The organism is Haloglomus halophilum (assembly GCF_024298885.1).
GTDB lineage: Archaea > Halobacteriota > Halobacteria > Halobacteriales > Haloarculaceae > Haloglomus > Haloglomus halophilum.
This window is the reverse complement of record NZ_CP101166.1, coordinates 498,280-512,445: the sequence shown is the minus strand read 5'-3', so window position 1 is coordinate 512,445 and position 14,166 is coordinate 498,280. Positions and strand designations below refer to the sequence as shown.

The window sequence follows — 14,166 nt, the reverse complement described above, 5'->3', positions numbered from 1 at the left end:
CCCTCGAACCCCGAACCTGGGCTGCTACCGGCCCACAAGAGGTTTCCCCCTGAGATTCAGAGTTGCTCATGCGGGTCCCCGGGTAGGGGAGGACCCGCACGCCGTTCCACCCGGTGAGCGCCGGCTCCGGGGCCGGTTCCGGGCTCAGAGCCGGGCGGAGTGGTACCGGTACAGGGCCTCCCGTGCGAGGCCGACGAGGAACCGGTCGCCGCCCACGGCGAGGCCGACGAGGCCGGCGAGGAAGACGATTCCCCACGCGACGCTGGTGAGGGCCGCTCCGCCCAGCGGCACCCCCGCGACGAGTCGCCGGGCGAGCACGATGGCACCGTCGAGTGCGTCGACGAACCGGGCGTACCCCACGGCGACGATGACGAGTCCACCCAGTGCGGCGGCCCCGTGGACGGCGTGGCGGGCCGGGTCCGGGCGGTGCTGTTCGAGGAACTTCACGAGCACATCGCGTGCGGCGAACTCCGGGGCACGGCCGCGCCGCTGGCGGACGGCCGAGACGGCGAGTGCGATGGCGAGCGCGACCCACAGTAGAATCGCGAAGCCCAGGCGGATGCGGCCCGGGGTCGTGCCGGTGGCCTCTGCGAGCGGCCCGGCCAGTGCCGGCGTCGCCCGGTGGACCACCAGCGCGAACAGGGCGAACGCGATAGCGGCCTCCAGGTGGCCGTACTCCGGATACCGGACGGTGAACGAGAGCCGCTCCATACCGGCACGCGGCCCCGGGCGGACTTGAGGCTCCCGGCCACCGACCGGTCATCTGGGCGAAGCCGGCCGGAGCCGCGGGAAAGGCCACGACTCAAGGGGCACCCGCCCGCGTCCCTGGTATGGGCACGCCGCTTTCGTCCCGGGAGGCACAGGCCGCCGAAGTCGTCGACCGGCTGTACGAGCAGTACCCGGAGCCGGAGATATCGCTGGACTTCTCGAACCGCCTCGAACTACTCGTCGCGGTCGTCCTCAGCGCGCAGTGTACCGACGAGCGCGTCAACGAGGTCACCGCGGAGCTGTTCGAGGAGTACCGGTCGGCCGAGGACTACGCCGAGGCGAGCGAGGAGCAGCTCGCCGAGGACATCTACGGCATCACCTTCCACAACAACAAGGGCGGCTACCTGAAGGGTATCGGCGAGATGCTCGTCGAGGAACACGACGGCGAGGTCCCCGACACGATGTCGGCGCTGACGGACCTGCCGGGCGTGGGCCGCAAGACCGCGAACGTCGTCCTCCAGCACGGCCACGAGGTCGTCGAGGGTATCGTGGTCGACACGCACGTCCAGCGTATCTCCCGGCGGCTCGGGCTGACCGAGGAAGAGCGGCCGGAGACCATCGAGCAGGATCTCATGGATATCGTCCCGGAGGAGGAGTGGCGGGACCTCACCCATCTGCTCATCAGTCACGGTCGGGAGACGTGTACGGCGCGGAACCCCTCATGTGCCGACTGCACCCTGGCGGACATCTGTCCCTCGGAGAAGGGCGACGCGGACGTGGACCTCGCGAGCGGCGAGGCGTGGTGAACGGCAGCCGTCATGATTACTCGGTAACTTCGGCTGCACGGGACGAACAGCCTGAATATCTCGATATCTGATCATGGTATCGGCGTCGGGTCAGGTCACCACGTACCGCAGCACGAACCGCGAGACCCCCGTCAGCCACGCGATGATCCAGAAGAAGGTGTAGCCGAACACGCCGACGCGCAGGCGCGAGCGCCAGTGGCTCATGCGCTCGGAGCCGATCTCCTCCAGCAGCACGTCCTCGTCGTAGTCGTGGTAGAGGTCGTGTTCCCACTTCGCGCGGAAGATGCGGACGATGCCGGTGAACGCGAACAGGAGGAAGGCGTAGGCGGTGAGGCCGATGAAGGCGTGGACGGCGGAGTAGCCGCCGAACTGGGCGCTGTGCCCCCAGATACCGAACAGTCGGGGGAACATCCAGCCGACGAGCGGGACCGTCGTCAGCGCCAGGCCCGTGAAGATGAACTTGAGGTGGTAGGTGAGGACGCCCCAGGTCACCGCCTCGGCGTCGATCATGATCCACGCGCCGTAGAGGAAGCAGGGGAGCGACAGCGTCACCGCCACGGCGACCAGCGTGGCGACGAGGGCGTCCGAGACCATCACCCGGCAGTAGGGGGCGGAGTCGTTTGAGCGTCCCGATGGCGGAAGGGACGGGTCGACCCTCGCGTGGCCCCGGGCGCTGGGCGGCCTCAGTCCTCGCGCTCGCCGAGGAGGTTGTCGATCAGGTTCGCCTGCGCGCGGCGGAGATGTTCGCCGACCGTCGAGGGTTCGAGGCCGAGTTCGGCGGCGATGTCCTCGGGGGTGGCCGAGCGGGGGACCTCGAAGTAGCCCAGTTCGTGGGCGACCTCGACGACCTCGCGCTGGCGGTCGGTGAGCGCGTCCAGCGGGGCCGAGGGGCCGCGGTAGTCGGCGAACCGTTCGACACGGGCGCTGATGCCGACCTCGCCGAGGCGCTCGACACCACGGCTGATGTCCTCCTGGGACCCGACGACGGACACCTGGATGCCACGCTCGTTCATCCCGCGGACGTTCCGGGTGATGGCGTCCTGCTCCTCCGGGAGTTCGGGGATGCTGATCTCGCAGAGATAGGCCGCGCCGGAGCCGTCCCCCTCGATACGCTCCCACCAGACGATTGGCTCGAGGTCGTCGATCCGGCCGTCGGCGACCGGGTTCTCCAGACGGATGAGGACGATACCGCTCGAGCCACGCCAGACGAGGTCCTGCACGTCGCGGATTCCGGCCTCGGTGGCGGCCTCGAACAGCCCGTCCATCCCGAGGGCCTCAAGCTGGGAACGGTCGATATGTAACACGGCCTCGCGAACGTCCGGCATCGATACGTCCGTGAGGAACGGACGTGCATAGTCTCTGCCCCTTCCCGGCGGCGGGCTGTCCCCCGTCAGCGACGGGCGGATGCGTCGGAAACGGTTTACCGCGAGCAGCCGTAGGTTCGGGCGATGGCTGACCCCCGGTCCACCCCCAGCGAGGAGGCGGATGGCGACGCCGAGGCACCGCGCGGCGACGAGCCACGCGACAGCCGCGGGCAGGAGGCGGGTGGGAGCGGCGAGACGACAGCCGAGGGCGCCGCCGACATCGATGATGCCGACGGTGGGGCGACGGGCGACCCCGGTACCGACGAGCTCCGGGCACAGGTCGAGAAGCAGTACGATTTCGAGGACTTCACGCCCGAGGACATGAAGCGGATGTCCCCGAAGGAGTGGGACGCCGCGTTCGACCCGGACACGTGGATTACGGGCGAGGAGCTGATGGACCGGGTGGAGGCCGACATCAAGGCGGCCGTCGTCCGTCGGGACGTGTTCGCCCGCGTCGAGCGGCTCGCCGACCCCGACCGCATCGTCGCGTACTCCGACGAGGGGTACGCCGTCGTCTACGAGGACGGCAGCGTCGAGGGCTCCGGGACGGTCCTGCGCGACGTGAAGCCGGTTGTGGCGCTGTGCTCGATGGAGGAGTACGAAGCCGACGAGATGCCCGACGGCGAGTTGCTGCCGGACCCGATGGAGGTGCCCGAGGGGAGCGGCGAGCGGGGGAACCTGATGCTGCAGATCGTCGCCGGGGTGCAGGTACTCGCGGGGCTCGTCCTGCTCGGCGGCGGCATCGTCTCGGCCCTGAACGGCCGGGAGGGGAGTTCGGTTCTCGTCGTCGCGGGGCTGTTCTTCCTCCTCATCGCGTTCATCCTCTTCTTCACGGTGGCCAACGCCCGGCTCTCGGACAAGTTCCGGGCCGAGGAGTACCGGAACCGTCTGCGGGCGCTCGGGATGGAGGGCGAGGACCGACCGGCGTTCATGGACGACCTGCTCGAGGAGCACCCCGAGCTGGCCGAGCCCGACGACGATGGCGAGTCGGCCGCCTGACCTTCCGACCGGTGATTGCAACGGGTTGATACGCCGGGTGCGAACCGGCGTGTGTGCCGCTCTCGAACCCTACCGAGGCCGGCACCACGGCGTTGCGTTCGGTGAGTTTATACGCGCGTAATCCGGAGTCCTTGGTGTATATGAACAGACGGGAGTTCCTGCGGACCGGTGCCGGGGCGACCGCCGTCGCCGCGGCAGCGTCCGCCAGCACCGCGGGCACGGCCAGCGCCCAGGCCGCCGAGGTCACCGTCGGCCCTGGCGGCAACCTCGTCTACGAGCCCTCTGAGGTGTACGTCAAACCGGGCGACACCGTGAAGTGGGTCTGGGATTCGGACAACCACAACATCCAGGTCCTCTCCACACCGGAGGGCGCCACCTGGGAGGGCACGGAGGGCCCGAAGACGAAGACGTACAACACGGGCCACGAGTACGAGCACACGTTCGAGACGAAGGGTACCTACGAGTACCAGTGTTTCCCGCACGCGCCCTCGATGGCCGGGCAGGTCATCGTCAACGAGGAAGGGAAGAAGCCCGGCGGCGGAGGTGGCGGGCAGAAGGAGGCCGACCCCAAGCACATGGGTGTCCCTATCCAGGCACACTTCGTGGGCATCGCGACCATCCTCGCCATCCTCGTGTCGGTGATGTTCACGTTCTTCATGCTCAAGTACGGCGAGAGCCCGCACGCGAGCGGGGGTGACTGAGATGAGTTCGGGTAACAACACATACGGCGCCATCCACCGCTACGAGCCCCCAAGCGAGTCGACGGCGGCTCTCATCGGCATCGTCCTCCTGACGGTCGTCGAGGTCGTCTTCGTGGGCCTGTTCACCTACGGGCTCGTCGCGGGCTGGGCGATGTCCGAGTTCGGGAACATGTTCCTCGGCGGGATGCTCGCGGTCATCTTCCTGGACCTGGCGTTCATCCTGCTCCTCTACCGGAAGGAGTTCCTTCCGGACGTGATGATCGTCAAGAAGCGCCGGCGGAAGTGGGAGGACCTCTACGTCCGCGAGGAGGACATGCACGGAACCGATTCGGTACCCGACGCCTGGGAGTCGGTGAAGCGCGCGGTCTACCCCTACTACAAGAAATAATGAGCGCAGACGACAAGTATCCGGCCGAGAGCGGCCGACGGCGCTTCGTCAAGGGCGTCGTCGGGAGCGCGACCCTGGCCGGTATCGGCACCGGCTCGGCGGTCGCGGTCAACACCGCGACCTCGTCCTCCGGAGCTGGCGGTGGTATCACACAGTACTTCGCCATCGAGAACACGGACGGGCCCGCCCCACGCGGCATGCCGCAGGTACCGGTGAAGAAGAACGACGCCGGCGAACTCGTCGGCATCTGGCCCGACACCGTCGAGGACGGCGTCGCGAAGATGCAGCTGGGTGGCTCGACGTACACCTCGGCCGCGTTCCAGTACTGCGGTGTGCAGACCTACCCCGGTGTGCAGCCCGGTGCCGACCAGAACAACGTGTTCAAGGCGGCCGCCTCGCCGCCGTACGACTGGCAGTCCGAGCAGCTGGAGCCGGGGGACCCTATCACGGCGGACCTGTTCGAGGACTTCCGCGAGTGGAACGGTGGCATCGGCAAGGCCGGACTCGGCAAGCCCGCGATGGCCAACTGGCGCTCCGAGGACGTACCGCCGTCCTCGACCATCCCGGTGCAGGTACTCCGCTCGCCGAAGATTATCGAGATGCGCGAGAACCCGCCGGAGGACATCGACGGCGACTGGCTCCGCGCCACGACCACCGAGGACGGGTTCATGGCGTGGGTCGACAAATGTACGCACTTCTGCTGCGTGCCGGCGTTCAAGGCCTACGAGGGTAGCGCCAAGTTCGGTGCCGAGGACGGTGTCTACTGCCAGTGCCACCAGTCGATCTACGACCCGTTCAGTATCGTCAACGTGTCGTTCGTCGCGCTGCCGCGCCCCGAGTAGCTGACGGGTCGCGAACCACGGCTATAAGTCGTATCGGCACCAACAATCGGGCAGGCGGTCACCACGGAAACCGGGAGACGGGAACCACACAACATGAGTCTGGAACGCAAGGACGAGTACGACCACGAGGGCTGGATGAAGGAGCGGGACCTGACTCCGGTCGAGACGGTCTACCTCACGACGCTGATGTGGCTCGACAAGCGGCTCCGCATCGTTGATTACCTCGAGCTGCTCGAGGACCTGTACTACAAGATCAACATGCAGATGCCGAAGAGCCACACGGAACAGTACAACCTGGACAACAAGTTCTGGTACTGGTACCCCCTGTACGCACTCGGGAGCTTCAGTACCATCGCCTACGTCGTCGCAGCCATCTCGGGAGCGCTGCTTGGCTTCTACTACTCGCCCGCGACCACGGGCGACCCCTCGACGGCGTACAACTCCATCACCTTCATCATGACCGACCTGCGGTTCGGCTTCTTCCTGCGGAGCCTCCACCGCTGGTCGGCGCAGGTGATGGTCGCGGCGGTCTTCCTCCACATGCTGCGCGTCTACTTCACGGGCGCGTACAAGGAGCCCCGCGAACTGAACTGGATCATCGGCATCGTGCTCATCTCGCTGACGATGGTCTTCGGGTACACGGGCTACCTGCTCCCGTGGGACCAGCTGGCCTTCTGGGCCGGACAGATCGGGGTCGAGATGGCGTTATCAGTGCCGTTGGCGGGTGAGTGGGTGGCCCAGCTGCTGTTCGGCGGGTTCACCCTGAGCCAGTCCACGCTGCAACGGATGTACATCCTGCACGTGTTCTTCCTGCCGTTCATCACGACGGCGCTCATCGCCATCCACATCGGCATCGTCTGGATGCAGGGCATCGCGGAGCCGCACTGATCAACAATGAGCAACGAAACCACCACCACCGACGACGCGAAGGAGACCGCCACGGACGGCGGTGAGGCGAGCGACGCGAGCCGAGCCTCGTCAGAGGTCCGCTCTGACGGCGGCAAGGAGGCTGCCGCCGACGGGAGCGGTATCGTCGCGCCGGACGACGAGACGCCGACGTGGCGCGAGCGCAAGGAGCGCACGCAGGGGCTCTCGCAGCTGACCTACGAGTACTTCGAGCGGGCGCGCCGCGAGGACCAGGACCTGCGGACGGAGAGCGACTACGTCGAGCGGGACGTGCTGGCGTTCCCGGTATGGCCCCACGAGATGATCCGGAACCTCGCGCTGACGAGCTTCTTCGTCGGCATGATGGTCTTCCTCTCGGCGGCGCTGCCGCCCCACATCGGGGCGCCGGCCAACCCGTCCCAGACGCCGGCAGTCATCCTGCCGGACTGGTATCTCTACTGGTCGTTCGGGCTGCTCAAGCTCGGGCCGCTGAACCCGGACCTGGCGCTGCTGGGCGGGAGCAAGCTGATGGCCGACCGGACCTACGGCGTCGTCGCCAATCTGGTCGTCGTGGGTTTCATCGCCATCGTGCCGTTCCTGAACAAGGGTGCGGCCCGGCGCCCCGTCGAGCAGCCGTTCTGGGCGGCGGTCGGCGTCTTCGGCGTCATCTTCGCCCTCACCATCAGTACGCTGTCGGTCAAGAACCTGTTCCCGATGGACTCCCACCTGCTGTTCGACCTGACGTTCCTGCTGCCCTTCGTGGGCGGCTTCCTCACCTACGCGGTGCTGAAGTCGATGCGGGAGGGGTACATGTTCGAGCTGAACCGGCGCTACTACCGGCTGCGGCCGCCGAAGTAACGCCGACCCCCGACCGTCCGTCTTCCCGGTCGTTCTCACTGTTCTCCGCGTCCGATAGCGACCGCGGCGCCAAGCAGCCTCGCCGTGGGTCCGGTCGGCTCGCACATCGCGCCGCACTCTCAATCCTCAAGTGCGTCCCTCGCGTAGTCGGCGTGATGACGGACAGCGAGGGCGCGAACGCGGACGCTGGCGAGCCGGCGCCGGACCACGCACCCGACCCGGAACTCGACGAGGGGCCGTCGGTCTCGGACGCCGAGGTCGAGCCCGAGGGCGCCGGCGGCCGCGACGTGGTCGTGCCGCTGGCGCTCTACAAGCGCATCACGGTCTTCTCGACGCTGTTCGCGGTCGTCGCCGTCCTCGCGGGCTTCATCCTGCTCGACACGGCGACGGGTCGGGCGAGCCGCGACCTGAACGAGGTGAACGTCGTGCTGGCGGTCGCGGGCCTGCTGAGCATCGCCGCGGGGGCCGCGGTGTACGCGTTCTCCACGCGGTTCCGGACGGCGGGAATGGGAAACCCTAAAGACGGCGAGAGCTAAGCGCGAGTATGGCAGACGAGTTCGCCAAGGGCTTCGGCATCCTCGTGACGGCGGGGCTGGGCTGGATGACGCTGGCCGGCTGGTACACCACGGCCGGCTTCGAGAGCACCCAGCTCATCGCACCGGAACCGGAGGCCGCGACGTTCTACGACACCGTCGCGCTCCTCCTGAAGGACGTCCTGTTCTGGTTCGCCATCCTCGGCGCCATCACGTTCTGGGTCGTCATCCCGGCGATGCGGGAGGCCCGGCGCGCCTACCGCGGCGAGCCCGAGAACTGACACGGCAGCCTACACACGGCGACGGCCGCCGCTCGACCGTCGTCCCTCGACTTCCTGCGTTTCTCCGGCACCGATGACACGGGAGAACAGCCGTGTCGATATCTCTCGGAGGGGGTGGATTATCGAAGAACGGTTCGAATATACAGGATATCAGACGTCCCGCTCGACGACGAACCGTGTGAAGTCGGCCAGCTGTTCGGCGGCGCCGGGGTCGAGGTCGGCCTCGTCCAGGTGGTCGCGTGCGTCGGCGGCGAGCGCCTCGGCCTGTTCACGGGCGTAGTCGACGCTGCCGGTCGACTGGAGCACCCCGATGGCCTCGCTGACCTCGGCGTCGGTGTTCTCGTCGCTCCAGAGGATGTCGACGAGCCGTTCGGCGTCGCCGCGGTCGGCGTGCGTGACCGCGTGGATGACCGGGAGGGTCTTCTTCCCCTCCCGGATGTCGTTGCCGACGCCCTTGCCGAAGTCGCCGCCGGCCTCCATCGCGTGCTCGATGTCGAGGATGTCGTCGGCGATCTGGAAGGCGACGCTCATCGACTCGGCGAAGCGGGCCACGTCGAGTTCGTCGGCCTCGTTGTCCGTGATGATGGCCGCGAGCCGGGCGACGATGCGGCCCAGTGCGCCCGTCTTGCAGGCGGACATCTCGAGGTACTCGTCCTCGGTCAGGTCCACGTCGCGGGCGTTGTGCCACCGGATGTCCATCCCCTGGCCGAGGTGGGTCCGGTTGAGTTCGTGCATCAGCATCTCGTAGGCCGCGAGTCGGGTCTCCGCGTCGAGGTCCGCGGGGTTCCGGGTGATGACCTTCAGCGGGAGGAAGTACATCGCGTTGCCGGCGTTCAGCGCGATATCGACACCGAACTCGTGGTGGAGGGCGGGCTCGCCCCGGCGCATCGTGGCGCCGTCCTCCACGTCGTCGACGATGATGGTGCCGTTGTGGAGGATCTCGGGGATGCAGGCGTACTGGAGGTACTCCTCCGGGTCCTCCCCGAACCCGTCGACGAGGACGAGCAGGAGGACCGCCCGCCAGCGTTTGCCACCCCGGTCCAGCAGGTTCCAGATGGGGTCCGCGAGCGCCGTCTGGATGGCTTCGGGGTCGTACCGGTAGGCGGCGGGGCCGAAGTAGTCCGTGAGGTAGTCCTCGTCGATCTCGCGGGGGAGCAGCTCCTCGATGGTCTCGTCGACGACCGGCCGCCACTCCGCGAGTACCTCGCGCATGAGCAATCGCAATCCGGGACCGGACTAAACGCTTGCGCGTCGCTCCGGCCGTCCCAGCCGCGAGGTCACACTGCTGGGGGACTCGGGCATGGGGACGCTCAGTACGGCCAGTCGCCGGTGACCTTCAGCCCCTCGGCGTAGTCCTCGGCTTCCAGTTGCGACGCGATGTCCTCGGAATCGCGGTGGGCGACGGTCGTCCCGTCGGCCGCGAGGTAGACGACGAGTTCGGTCAGCAGGATGGCCTGCTCGCGGAGGGTCCGGGCCTCCAGTTTGTCCAGCGTGTCGGCCCGGGTGTGGCCCCAGCCGCGGTCCGCGGAGCCGGTGTGACTGGTCAGGTGGTAGCCCGGAACGCCCCACTTGACGTACTGCCAGTGGTCGCTGTGCGGCCCGAGGCGCGGCGTCGTCTCGATGGGGTGGTCGAACCGGTTGGCGACCGTCTCCACCGCGTCCCGGAGCCCGTCGAACCCGTGCGTGTACGCCTTCAGGGTTCGAGCGGTCACCACGCCGTCGTTGTTCACGACGGCCGTCACGTCGTCGAGGTCGCGCTGTGTGGCGTCGTAGCCCGAGCCGAGCAGGCCGACCTCCTCGGCGCCGTAGCAGACGACGTGGACACGTGTGTCCAGTTCGGACTCCCGTGCGGCCAGCGCGCGGGCGAGTTCGACGACCATCGCCGTGCCGGCGCCGTTGTCGCTCGCCCCCTCGGCGATGTCGTGTGCGTCGATGTGGCTCGTCAGGAGGACCGCCTCGTCCGTGTCGGGCCCGAGGTCTGCGTGGACGTTCCGGCTGGTCGCGTCGGGCGTCTCGCAGCCGACCCGGGCGGTCACCTCCTCGCCCTCGTGCCGGCGAGCGAGCCGGGCGCCGACCTCCTTCGAGACGCCGACGGCGGGGATGTCACCGATGGGGGCCTCGGGGGTGCCGACGCTGCCGGTGGGTGCGAGACAGCCCTCGACGTGGTTCCGGAAGACGAACGCCGCCGCGCCGCCCTCGACGGCGTGGTAGTACTTCTCGCGCCGGTGGAGGAAGCGGTCGTACCATTCGGGCACGTTCGAGGCCGCCATGACGACTTTCCCCTCGAGGTCACGGTCGAAGTCCTCGGGCAGGCCGTAGCCGACATCGACCAGCTCGCCCGTGACCTCGTCCGCGGGCGAGCGCGGGAGCGCGATGCACGCCTCGGTCCCCGCGTCGGTTGCCACCGCCGAGGAGCCGCGGACCCAGCCCTGGATATCGAACGGTTCGAGGCGGGCGTCGCGCGCGCCGACCGCGGCCAGCGCATCACGGGTCGCCTCGGCGGCCCGGCGCTCGCCCTCGCTGCCGGCCATCCGGTTCCCGATATCCACCAGCGTCTCGAGGTGGTCCCAGCCGATATCGCTCGTGAACGTCTCGCCGATCCAGTCGGACATGGCCACGTAGGGGGGCGGCGAGGGCAAAAAGACACGCCCCCCGTCCCGACGGGCCGGGTGTCGGTCGGTCACGGCACGGGTCCGTTCGAGGGAGAGTGAACCGGGCCGGGGATTGGAAAGTTTGAAACGCGCATACGACCGAACGTGAGGTATGGCCGAGCCACTCGTCAACCTCTTCGGTCCCGTGGACACCGTCGTCGGGCCGTACATCGAGTACGTCCTGCTGGTGCTGCTGGTCGTCAACATCGGCGCTCGCGCGCTGGAGTACGAGCGCATCAAGAGCCAGGTGGCCGAGGGCGGCGCCGACGCCGTCAGCCGACATCCGGTCCGTATCGCGACGAACGTCCTGCTGCTGGTCGGGGCGTTCTACTACATGACGGTCCACCACCACGGCGGGATGGTGTTCTCCATCATCGTCCTCGGCCTGTTCCTCACGGACCTGTTCGAGTTCGAGTCCCGCAAGGTGGAGGCACGCCGCGAGATCGACATCGAGCGGCCGAAGGGTGCCATCGCCGCGTCCATCCTGGCCCTGATGTACATCGGCTACCAGACCCTCTTCTTCATCATCAAGCCGGTCTGGTCGTCCATCGTCTGAATCACGGCCGAACTGCTCGGACTATCGCCTTCTCCGCGCCAGGACACATCCGTATCCCAGAGCGACGCGTCGCTCGACGGGGACTGCCGGCGGTCCGGCGAGCGTGTGACGTGAACACTGCCTTTCCGGGGGCTTATGTCGCCGCCCGCCGACGGTTCCCGACATGAGCGACGAGGGGGTCCTCCGGCGGCTGGGCGTGGTCGGCGAGGGGGCGGTGGCCCGGGCCGCGCTGGGGGCTGCCGAGCGTGCGGGCCTCGACACCGTCGAGGGCGGGGCCCGCGCGATGGCCGAGGAGCGGAGCGTCGACGCCATCGTGACGGTCGGTGAGGCGGCGCTGGTGTCGCTGGTGCGACACGGCGTCTCGGCGGCGGTGCTGCCCGCGGGTGCGGTGTCGGGGGTCGGTGCGATCCCCTCGTCGGCTATCGAGCGGGGGGTCGGGTCGCTCGTCGCGGGCGAGTTCGAGGTCGTCGAGCATCCGGTGCTCGGCGCGACCGGGGCGCTGGCGGAGACCCGCGCGCTGTTCGACCTGACGCTGGTGACCGAGGAGGCCGCGCGCATCTCCGAGTACACCGTCCGTTCGGGGGCGGCGACGGTGCGGCAGTTCCGCGCGGACGGGGTCGTGGTCGCGACGCCGGCCGGGAGCCCCGACTACGCGCGGGCCGCCGGCGGGCCGGTTGTCGGGCCCGAAACCGGTGTGGTCGGGGTCGTTCCGATATCACCGTTCGCGACGGATACGGACCACTGGGTGCTGGCCGACGACTCGGTCGCCCTCCGGGTCGACCGTGACGAGGCGCCCGTCGAACTGCTCGCCGACGGCCGGCCTGCCGGTAACGTCCCCGCCGGTGAGGACGTACACGTCCGCCCGGTCGACGACATCCGGCTCCTCCGGGTCCCCGAGGGCCGGTCGGCGTTCGAGGAACGGGCGATCCCGGTCGAACGATAGCGCCCGGACGGGCACCGCACGTCGCGGTGGCCCGCTCCCGACGCCGGAGCATGGGCTGTCGGGGGCTACCGTGTCGGCCGCGAACCGATATATTCAGGGGCGGGTAGTAGTTAGGAACGGGCATGACAGGACACGATTCGTCCGCCGGGCACGTGAGCCGTCGCGGCTTCCTCCGCGCGGCGACCGGCGGTGCCGCCGCCGCGGGTGGTGTGGCCGTCACGAGCGGGAGCGCCGCGGCCCAGGCCGCCACCGTCACCGTCGGCCCCGGTGGCGACCTCGTCTTCGAACCCGCGACCGTCTACGTCGCCGCCGGCGAGACGGTCAAGTGGGAGTGGGACTCCAACAACCACAACATCGTCGTCAACTCCCAGCCCGAGGGCGCTGGCTGGGAGGGGACCGAGGGAGCCGAGACGAAGACGTACAACGAGGGGCACACCTACGAACACACGTTCGAGACGAAGGGCGAGTACGAGTACGTCTGCTTCCCGCACGCCCCCGGAATGGCCGGTAAAATCGTCGTCAACGAGGACGGCTCCTCGCCGACCCCGGAGCCGGCCAGCGGCCCACCGCAGATTCCGGACTCGGCGAAGACGCTCGGCATCGCCACCGGCTTCGGGATGGTCTCGACGCTCGGATTGGCTTACTTTTTCATGAAATATGGGGGAGATTACGAGACGCCCGACGAGTAACGCCGGTAACATCTCTTCTGCTGTCCGCTCGATTGCTCCTCAGAGCTTGTCGTCCTGCTCGTGTGTCTCGGCCATCCGGGCGGCCTCGGCCGCGTAGCGCTCGCGTTCGTCGGGGTCACTCGTCCCGAGGTCCGAGACGGCGACCTCGCGGGCGACCGGCGTTCCGCTGTCGGTCCCCGAGAACGTCGTCAGGGCGCGCTCCTGGCGGTAGTAGCGCGCGCCGTCGGGCGTGGCGTAGGTACTGATGATGAGGTTCTGTTCGTCGTCGGAGTAGGTCCGCTCGACGAGCCACACGCGAACCGTCTCGGCGTCCGTCCGGGCTTCAGTTCCACTCATGCGTACGAATACGGGACGAAGTGGTATTCGCGTTCCGCCGAATCCCACAGTGCGGGACAGTCGCCGTCAGACCGAATCCGGGGTGGTGTGGATCTCCAGGTCCACGTCCCGCGGTTCGCCTTCGAGGTCGGCGACGATACGCCGGACGATGCGCTCGGCCTCCTCCTGGATGAGGGGTTTCACCCTCTCGACGACCCAGCCGATGGAGACGAACCGGGGGAGGTCGACGGCGTTCTCGTCGGCCGAGTCGGGGAAGAACTGTATCTGCAGCCGCACGCGGGTCGCGTGTGCCCGGTCGGGTGGCACCTCCTCGTCGGGGAGTTCCTCGACCACCCAGCGGCCGCGCGCGTCGATGTCCTTGACGACCGTCCAGTCCAGCCGGTCCGGCGGCTCCACCGCGACCACGCGTGACCGGGCGGTGTAGTGTAGCTTCCACCACGAGAAGTGGAGGTCGTACTCCGTGCCGGGGCTGCCGTCGCCGTGCTGGTCGACCCGGTCGAGATACTCCGAGTACCGGGCGTACCCCGGGAAGTCCACCAGGAACTCGTGGGCCTCCGCGGGCGGGATGTAGACGACGGTACTGACCTCGACGGTGTCCACGTCCGGGCGTCGCCCCGCGCGGCCGT

19 protein-coding genes are annotated in these 14,166 nt (G+C 68.4%); 12 read left to right on the top strand and 7 right to left on the bottom strand.

What is annotated here, in order from left to right:
* Positions 1-144: 144 nt before the first annotated feature.
* Complete coding sequence (locus NL114_RS02535; RefSeq protein ID WP_254823234.1) at positions 145-711, bottom strand: hypothetical protein; 567 nt, start codon at positions 709-711, stop codon at positions 145-147.
* Positions 712-830: 119 nt separating this feature from the next.
* Here NL114_RS02535 and nth point away from each other — a divergent pair, with 119 nt between their 5' ends.
* Positions 831-1,514, top strand: coding sequence for an endonuclease III (nth, locus tag NL114_RS02530; protein ID WP_254823233.1), 684 nt, complete (start codon positions 831-833; stop codon positions 1,512-1,514).
* Positions 1,515-1,604: 90 nt separating this feature from the next.
* Here nth and NL114_RS02525 read toward each other — a convergent pair whose 3' ends face one another.
* Together NL114_RS02525 and NL114_RS02520 are read right to left on the bottom strand one after the other, a co-directional pair.
* A complete protein-coding gene (locus tag NL114_RS02525; RefSeq protein WP_254823232.1) occupies positions 1,605-2,108 on the bottom strand; it encodes a DUF7321 family protein in 504 nt (167 codons plus the stop codon).
* 89 nt (positions 2,109-2,197) lie between these two features.
* Complete coding sequence (locus tag NL114_RS02520) at positions 2,198-2,839, bottom strand: helix-turn-helix domain-containing protein (protein ID WP_254823231.1); 642 nt, start codon at positions 2,837-2,839, stop codon at positions 2,198-2,200.
* Between the two features lie 123 nt (positions 2,840-2,962).
* Between NL114_RS02520 and NL114_RS02515 the strand changes: the two genes are divergently transcribed.
* The 8 genes from NL114_RS02515 (at position 2,963) to NL114_RS02480 (ending at position 8,365) form a co-directional block, all read left to right on the top strand.
* Complete coding sequence (locus tag NL114_RS02515) at positions 2,963-3,877, top strand: DUF7319 domain-containing protein (protein ID WP_254823230.1); 915 nt, start codon at positions 2,963-2,965, stop codon at positions 3,875-3,877.
* A 140-nt stretch (positions 3,878-4,017) separates the two neighbouring features.
* A complete protein-coding gene (locus tag NL114_RS02510; RefSeq protein WP_254823229.1) occupies positions 4,018-4,578 on the top strand; it encodes a plastocyanin/azurin family copper-binding protein in 561 nt (186 codons plus the stop codon).
* A gap of 1 nt (position 4,579) precedes the next feature.
* Positions 4,580-4,966, top strand: coding sequence for a DUF7318 family protein (locus NL114_RS02505; RefSeq protein WP_254823228.1), 387 nt, complete (start codon positions 4,580-4,582; stop codon positions 4,964-4,966).
* The gene (locus NL114_RS02500; protein WP_254823227.1) at positions 4,966-5,808 is read left to right on the top strand and encodes a Rieske (2Fe-2S) protein; all 843 of its coding nucleotides are present in this window, start codon (positions 4,966-4,968) and stop codon (positions 5,806-5,808) included. The genes NL114_RS02505 and NL114_RS02500 overlap by 1 nt, the downstream gene beginning before the upstream one ends.
* A gap of 93 nt (positions 5,809-5,901) precedes the next feature.
* On the top strand, positions 5,902-6,696 hold the full coding sequence (locus tag NL114_RS02495; protein ID WP_254823226.1) for a cytochrome b: 795 nt from the start codon (positions 5,902-5,904) through the stop codon (positions 6,694-6,696).
* A gap of 6 nt (positions 6,697-6,702) precedes the next feature.
* Positions 6,703-7,551, top strand: a complete 849-nt coding sequence (locus tag NL114_RS02490) for a cytochrome b family protein (protein ID WP_254823225.1) — start codon at positions 6,703-6,705, stop codon at positions 7,549-7,551.
* Positions 7,552-7,706: 155 nt separating this feature from the next.
* Positions 7,707-8,087, top strand: coding sequence for a DUF7315 family membrane protein (locus NL114_RS02485; protein WP_434084105.1), 381 nt, complete (start codon positions 7,707-7,709; stop codon positions 8,085-8,087).
* 8 nt (positions 8,088-8,095) lie between these two features.
* A complete protein-coding gene (locus NL114_RS02480) occupies positions 8,096-8,365 on the top strand; it encodes a DUF7314 family protein (RefSeq protein WP_254823224.1) in 270 nt (89 codons plus the stop codon).
* Positions 8,366-8,515: 150 nt separating this feature from the next.
* Here the strand turns inward: NL114_RS02480 and NL114_RS02475 are convergent, their stop codons facing one another.
* Positions 8,516-9,577, bottom strand: a complete 1,062-nt coding sequence (locus tag NL114_RS02475) for a polyprenyl synthetase family protein (protein WP_254823223.1) — start codon at positions 9,575-9,577, stop codon at positions 8,516-8,518.
* Between the two features lie 98 nt (positions 9,578-9,675).
* Positions 9,676-10,977 (bottom strand): M28 family peptidase, encoded by a 1,302-nt coding sequence (locus NL114_RS02470; RefSeq protein ID WP_254823222.1) that lies wholly within the window; start codon positions 10,975-10,977, stop codon positions 9,676-9,678.
* 151 nt (positions 10,978-11,128) lie between these two features.
* On the opposite strand from NL114_RS02470, the gene NL114_RS02465 reads away from it, so the two are divergent.
* The 3 genes from NL114_RS02465 (at position 11,129) to NL114_RS02455 (ending at position 13,204) form a co-directional block, all read left to right on the top strand.
* Complete coding sequence (locus NL114_RS02465; protein WP_254823221.1) at positions 11,129-11,572, top strand: DUF7313 family protein; 444 nt, start codon at positions 11,129-11,131, stop codon at positions 11,570-11,572.
* 163 nt (positions 11,573-11,735) lie between these two features.
* Positions 11,736-12,515: an NAD(+)/NADH kinase gene (locus NL114_RS02460; RefSeq protein ID WP_254823220.1), complete on the top strand. Its 780-nt coding sequence runs from the start codon at positions 11,736-11,738 to the stop codon at positions 12,513-12,515.
* Positions 12,516-12,637: 122 nt separating this feature from the next.
* On the top strand, positions 12,638-13,204 hold the full coding sequence (locus NL114_RS02455; protein ID WP_254823219.1) for a plastocyanin/azurin family copper-binding protein: 567 nt from the start codon (positions 12,638-12,640) through the stop codon (positions 13,202-13,204).
* A 39-nt stretch (positions 13,205-13,243) separates the two neighbouring features.
* Here NL114_RS02455 and NL114_RS02450 read toward each other — a convergent pair whose 3' ends face one another.
* Positions 13,244-13,540 (bottom strand): DUF7967 family protein, encoded by a 297-nt coding sequence (locus NL114_RS02450; RefSeq protein ID WP_254823218.1) that lies wholly within the window; start codon positions 13,538-13,540, stop codon positions 13,244-13,246.
* Positions 13,541-13,606: 66 nt separating this feature from the next.
* Positions 13,607-14,140 (bottom strand): SRPBCC family protein, encoded by a 534-nt coding sequence (locus NL114_RS02445; RefSeq protein WP_254823217.1) that lies wholly within the window; start codon positions 14,138-14,140, stop codon positions 13,607-13,609.
* Positions 14,141-14,166: the final 26 nt, after the last annotated feature.

Coding starts and splice junctions, on each gene's coding strand:
- NL114_RS02475 (WP_254823223.1), bottom strand. CDS start 9,577: ATGCGCGAGGTACTCGCGGAGTGGCGGCCGGTCGTCGACGAGACCATC.
- NL114_RS02525 (WP_254823232.1), bottom strand. CDS start 2,108: ATGGTCTCGGACGCCCTCGTCGCCACGCTGGTCGCCGTGGCGGTGACG.
- NL114_RS02510 (WP_254823229.1), top strand. CDS start 4,018: ATGAACAGACGGGAGTTCCTGCGGACCGGTGCCGGGGCGACCGCCGTC.
- NL114_RS02460 (WP_254823220.1), top strand. CDS start 11,736: ATGAGCGACGAGGGGGTCCTCCGGCGGCTGGGCGTGGTCGGCGAGGGG.
- NL114_RS02470 (WP_254823222.1), bottom strand. CDS start 10,977: ATGTCCGACTGGATCGGCGAGACGTTCACGAGCGATATCGGCTGGGAC.
- NL114_RS02450 (WP_254823218.1), bottom strand. CDS start 13,540: ATGAGTGGAACTGAAGCCCGGACGGACGCCGAGACGGTTCGCGTGTGG.
- NL114_RS02495 (WP_254823226.1), top strand. CDS start 5,902: ATGAGTCTGGAACGCAAGGACGAGTACGACCACGAGGGCTGGATGAAG.
- NL114_RS02515 (WP_254823230.1), top strand. CDS start 2,963: ATGGCTGACCCCCGGTCCACCCCCAGCGAGGAGGCGGATGGCGACGCC.
- NL114_RS02500 (WP_254823227.1), top strand. CDS start 4,966: ATGAGCGCAGACGACAAGTATCCGGCCGAGAGCGGCCGACGGCGCTTC.
- NL114_RS02455 (WP_254823219.1), top strand. CDS start 12,638: ATGACAGGACACGATTCGTCCGCCGGGCACGTGAGCCGTCGCGGCTTC.
- NL114_RS02485 (WP_434084105.1), top strand. CDS start 7,707: ATGACGGACAGCGAGGGCGCGAACGCGGACGCTGGCGAGCCGGCGCCG.
- NL114_RS02465 (WP_254823221.1), top strand. CDS start 11,129: ATGGCCGAGCCACTCGTCAACCTCTTCGGTCCCGTGGACACCGTCGTC.
- NL114_RS02480 (WP_254823224.1), top strand. CDS start 8,096: ATGGCAGACGAGTTCGCCAAGGGCTTCGGCATCCTCGTGACGGCGGGG.
- NL114_RS02505 (WP_254823228.1), top strand. CDS start 4,580: ATGAGTTCGGGTAACAACACATACGGCGCCATCCACCGCTACGAGCCC.
- nth (WP_254823233.1), top strand. CDS start 831: ATGGGCACGCCGCTTTCGTCCCGGGAGGCACAGGCCGCCGAAGTCGTC.
- NL114_RS02520 (WP_254823231.1), bottom strand. CDS start 2,839: ATGCCGGACGTTCGCGAGGCCGTGTTACATATCGACCGTTCCCAGCTT.
- NL114_RS02535 (WP_254823234.1), bottom strand. CDS start 711: ATGGAGCGGCTCTCGTTCACCGTCCGGTATCCGGAGTACGGCCACCTG.
- NL114_RS02490 (WP_254823225.1), top strand. CDS start 6,703: ATGAGCAACGAAACCACCACCACCGACGACGCGAAGGAGACCGCCACG.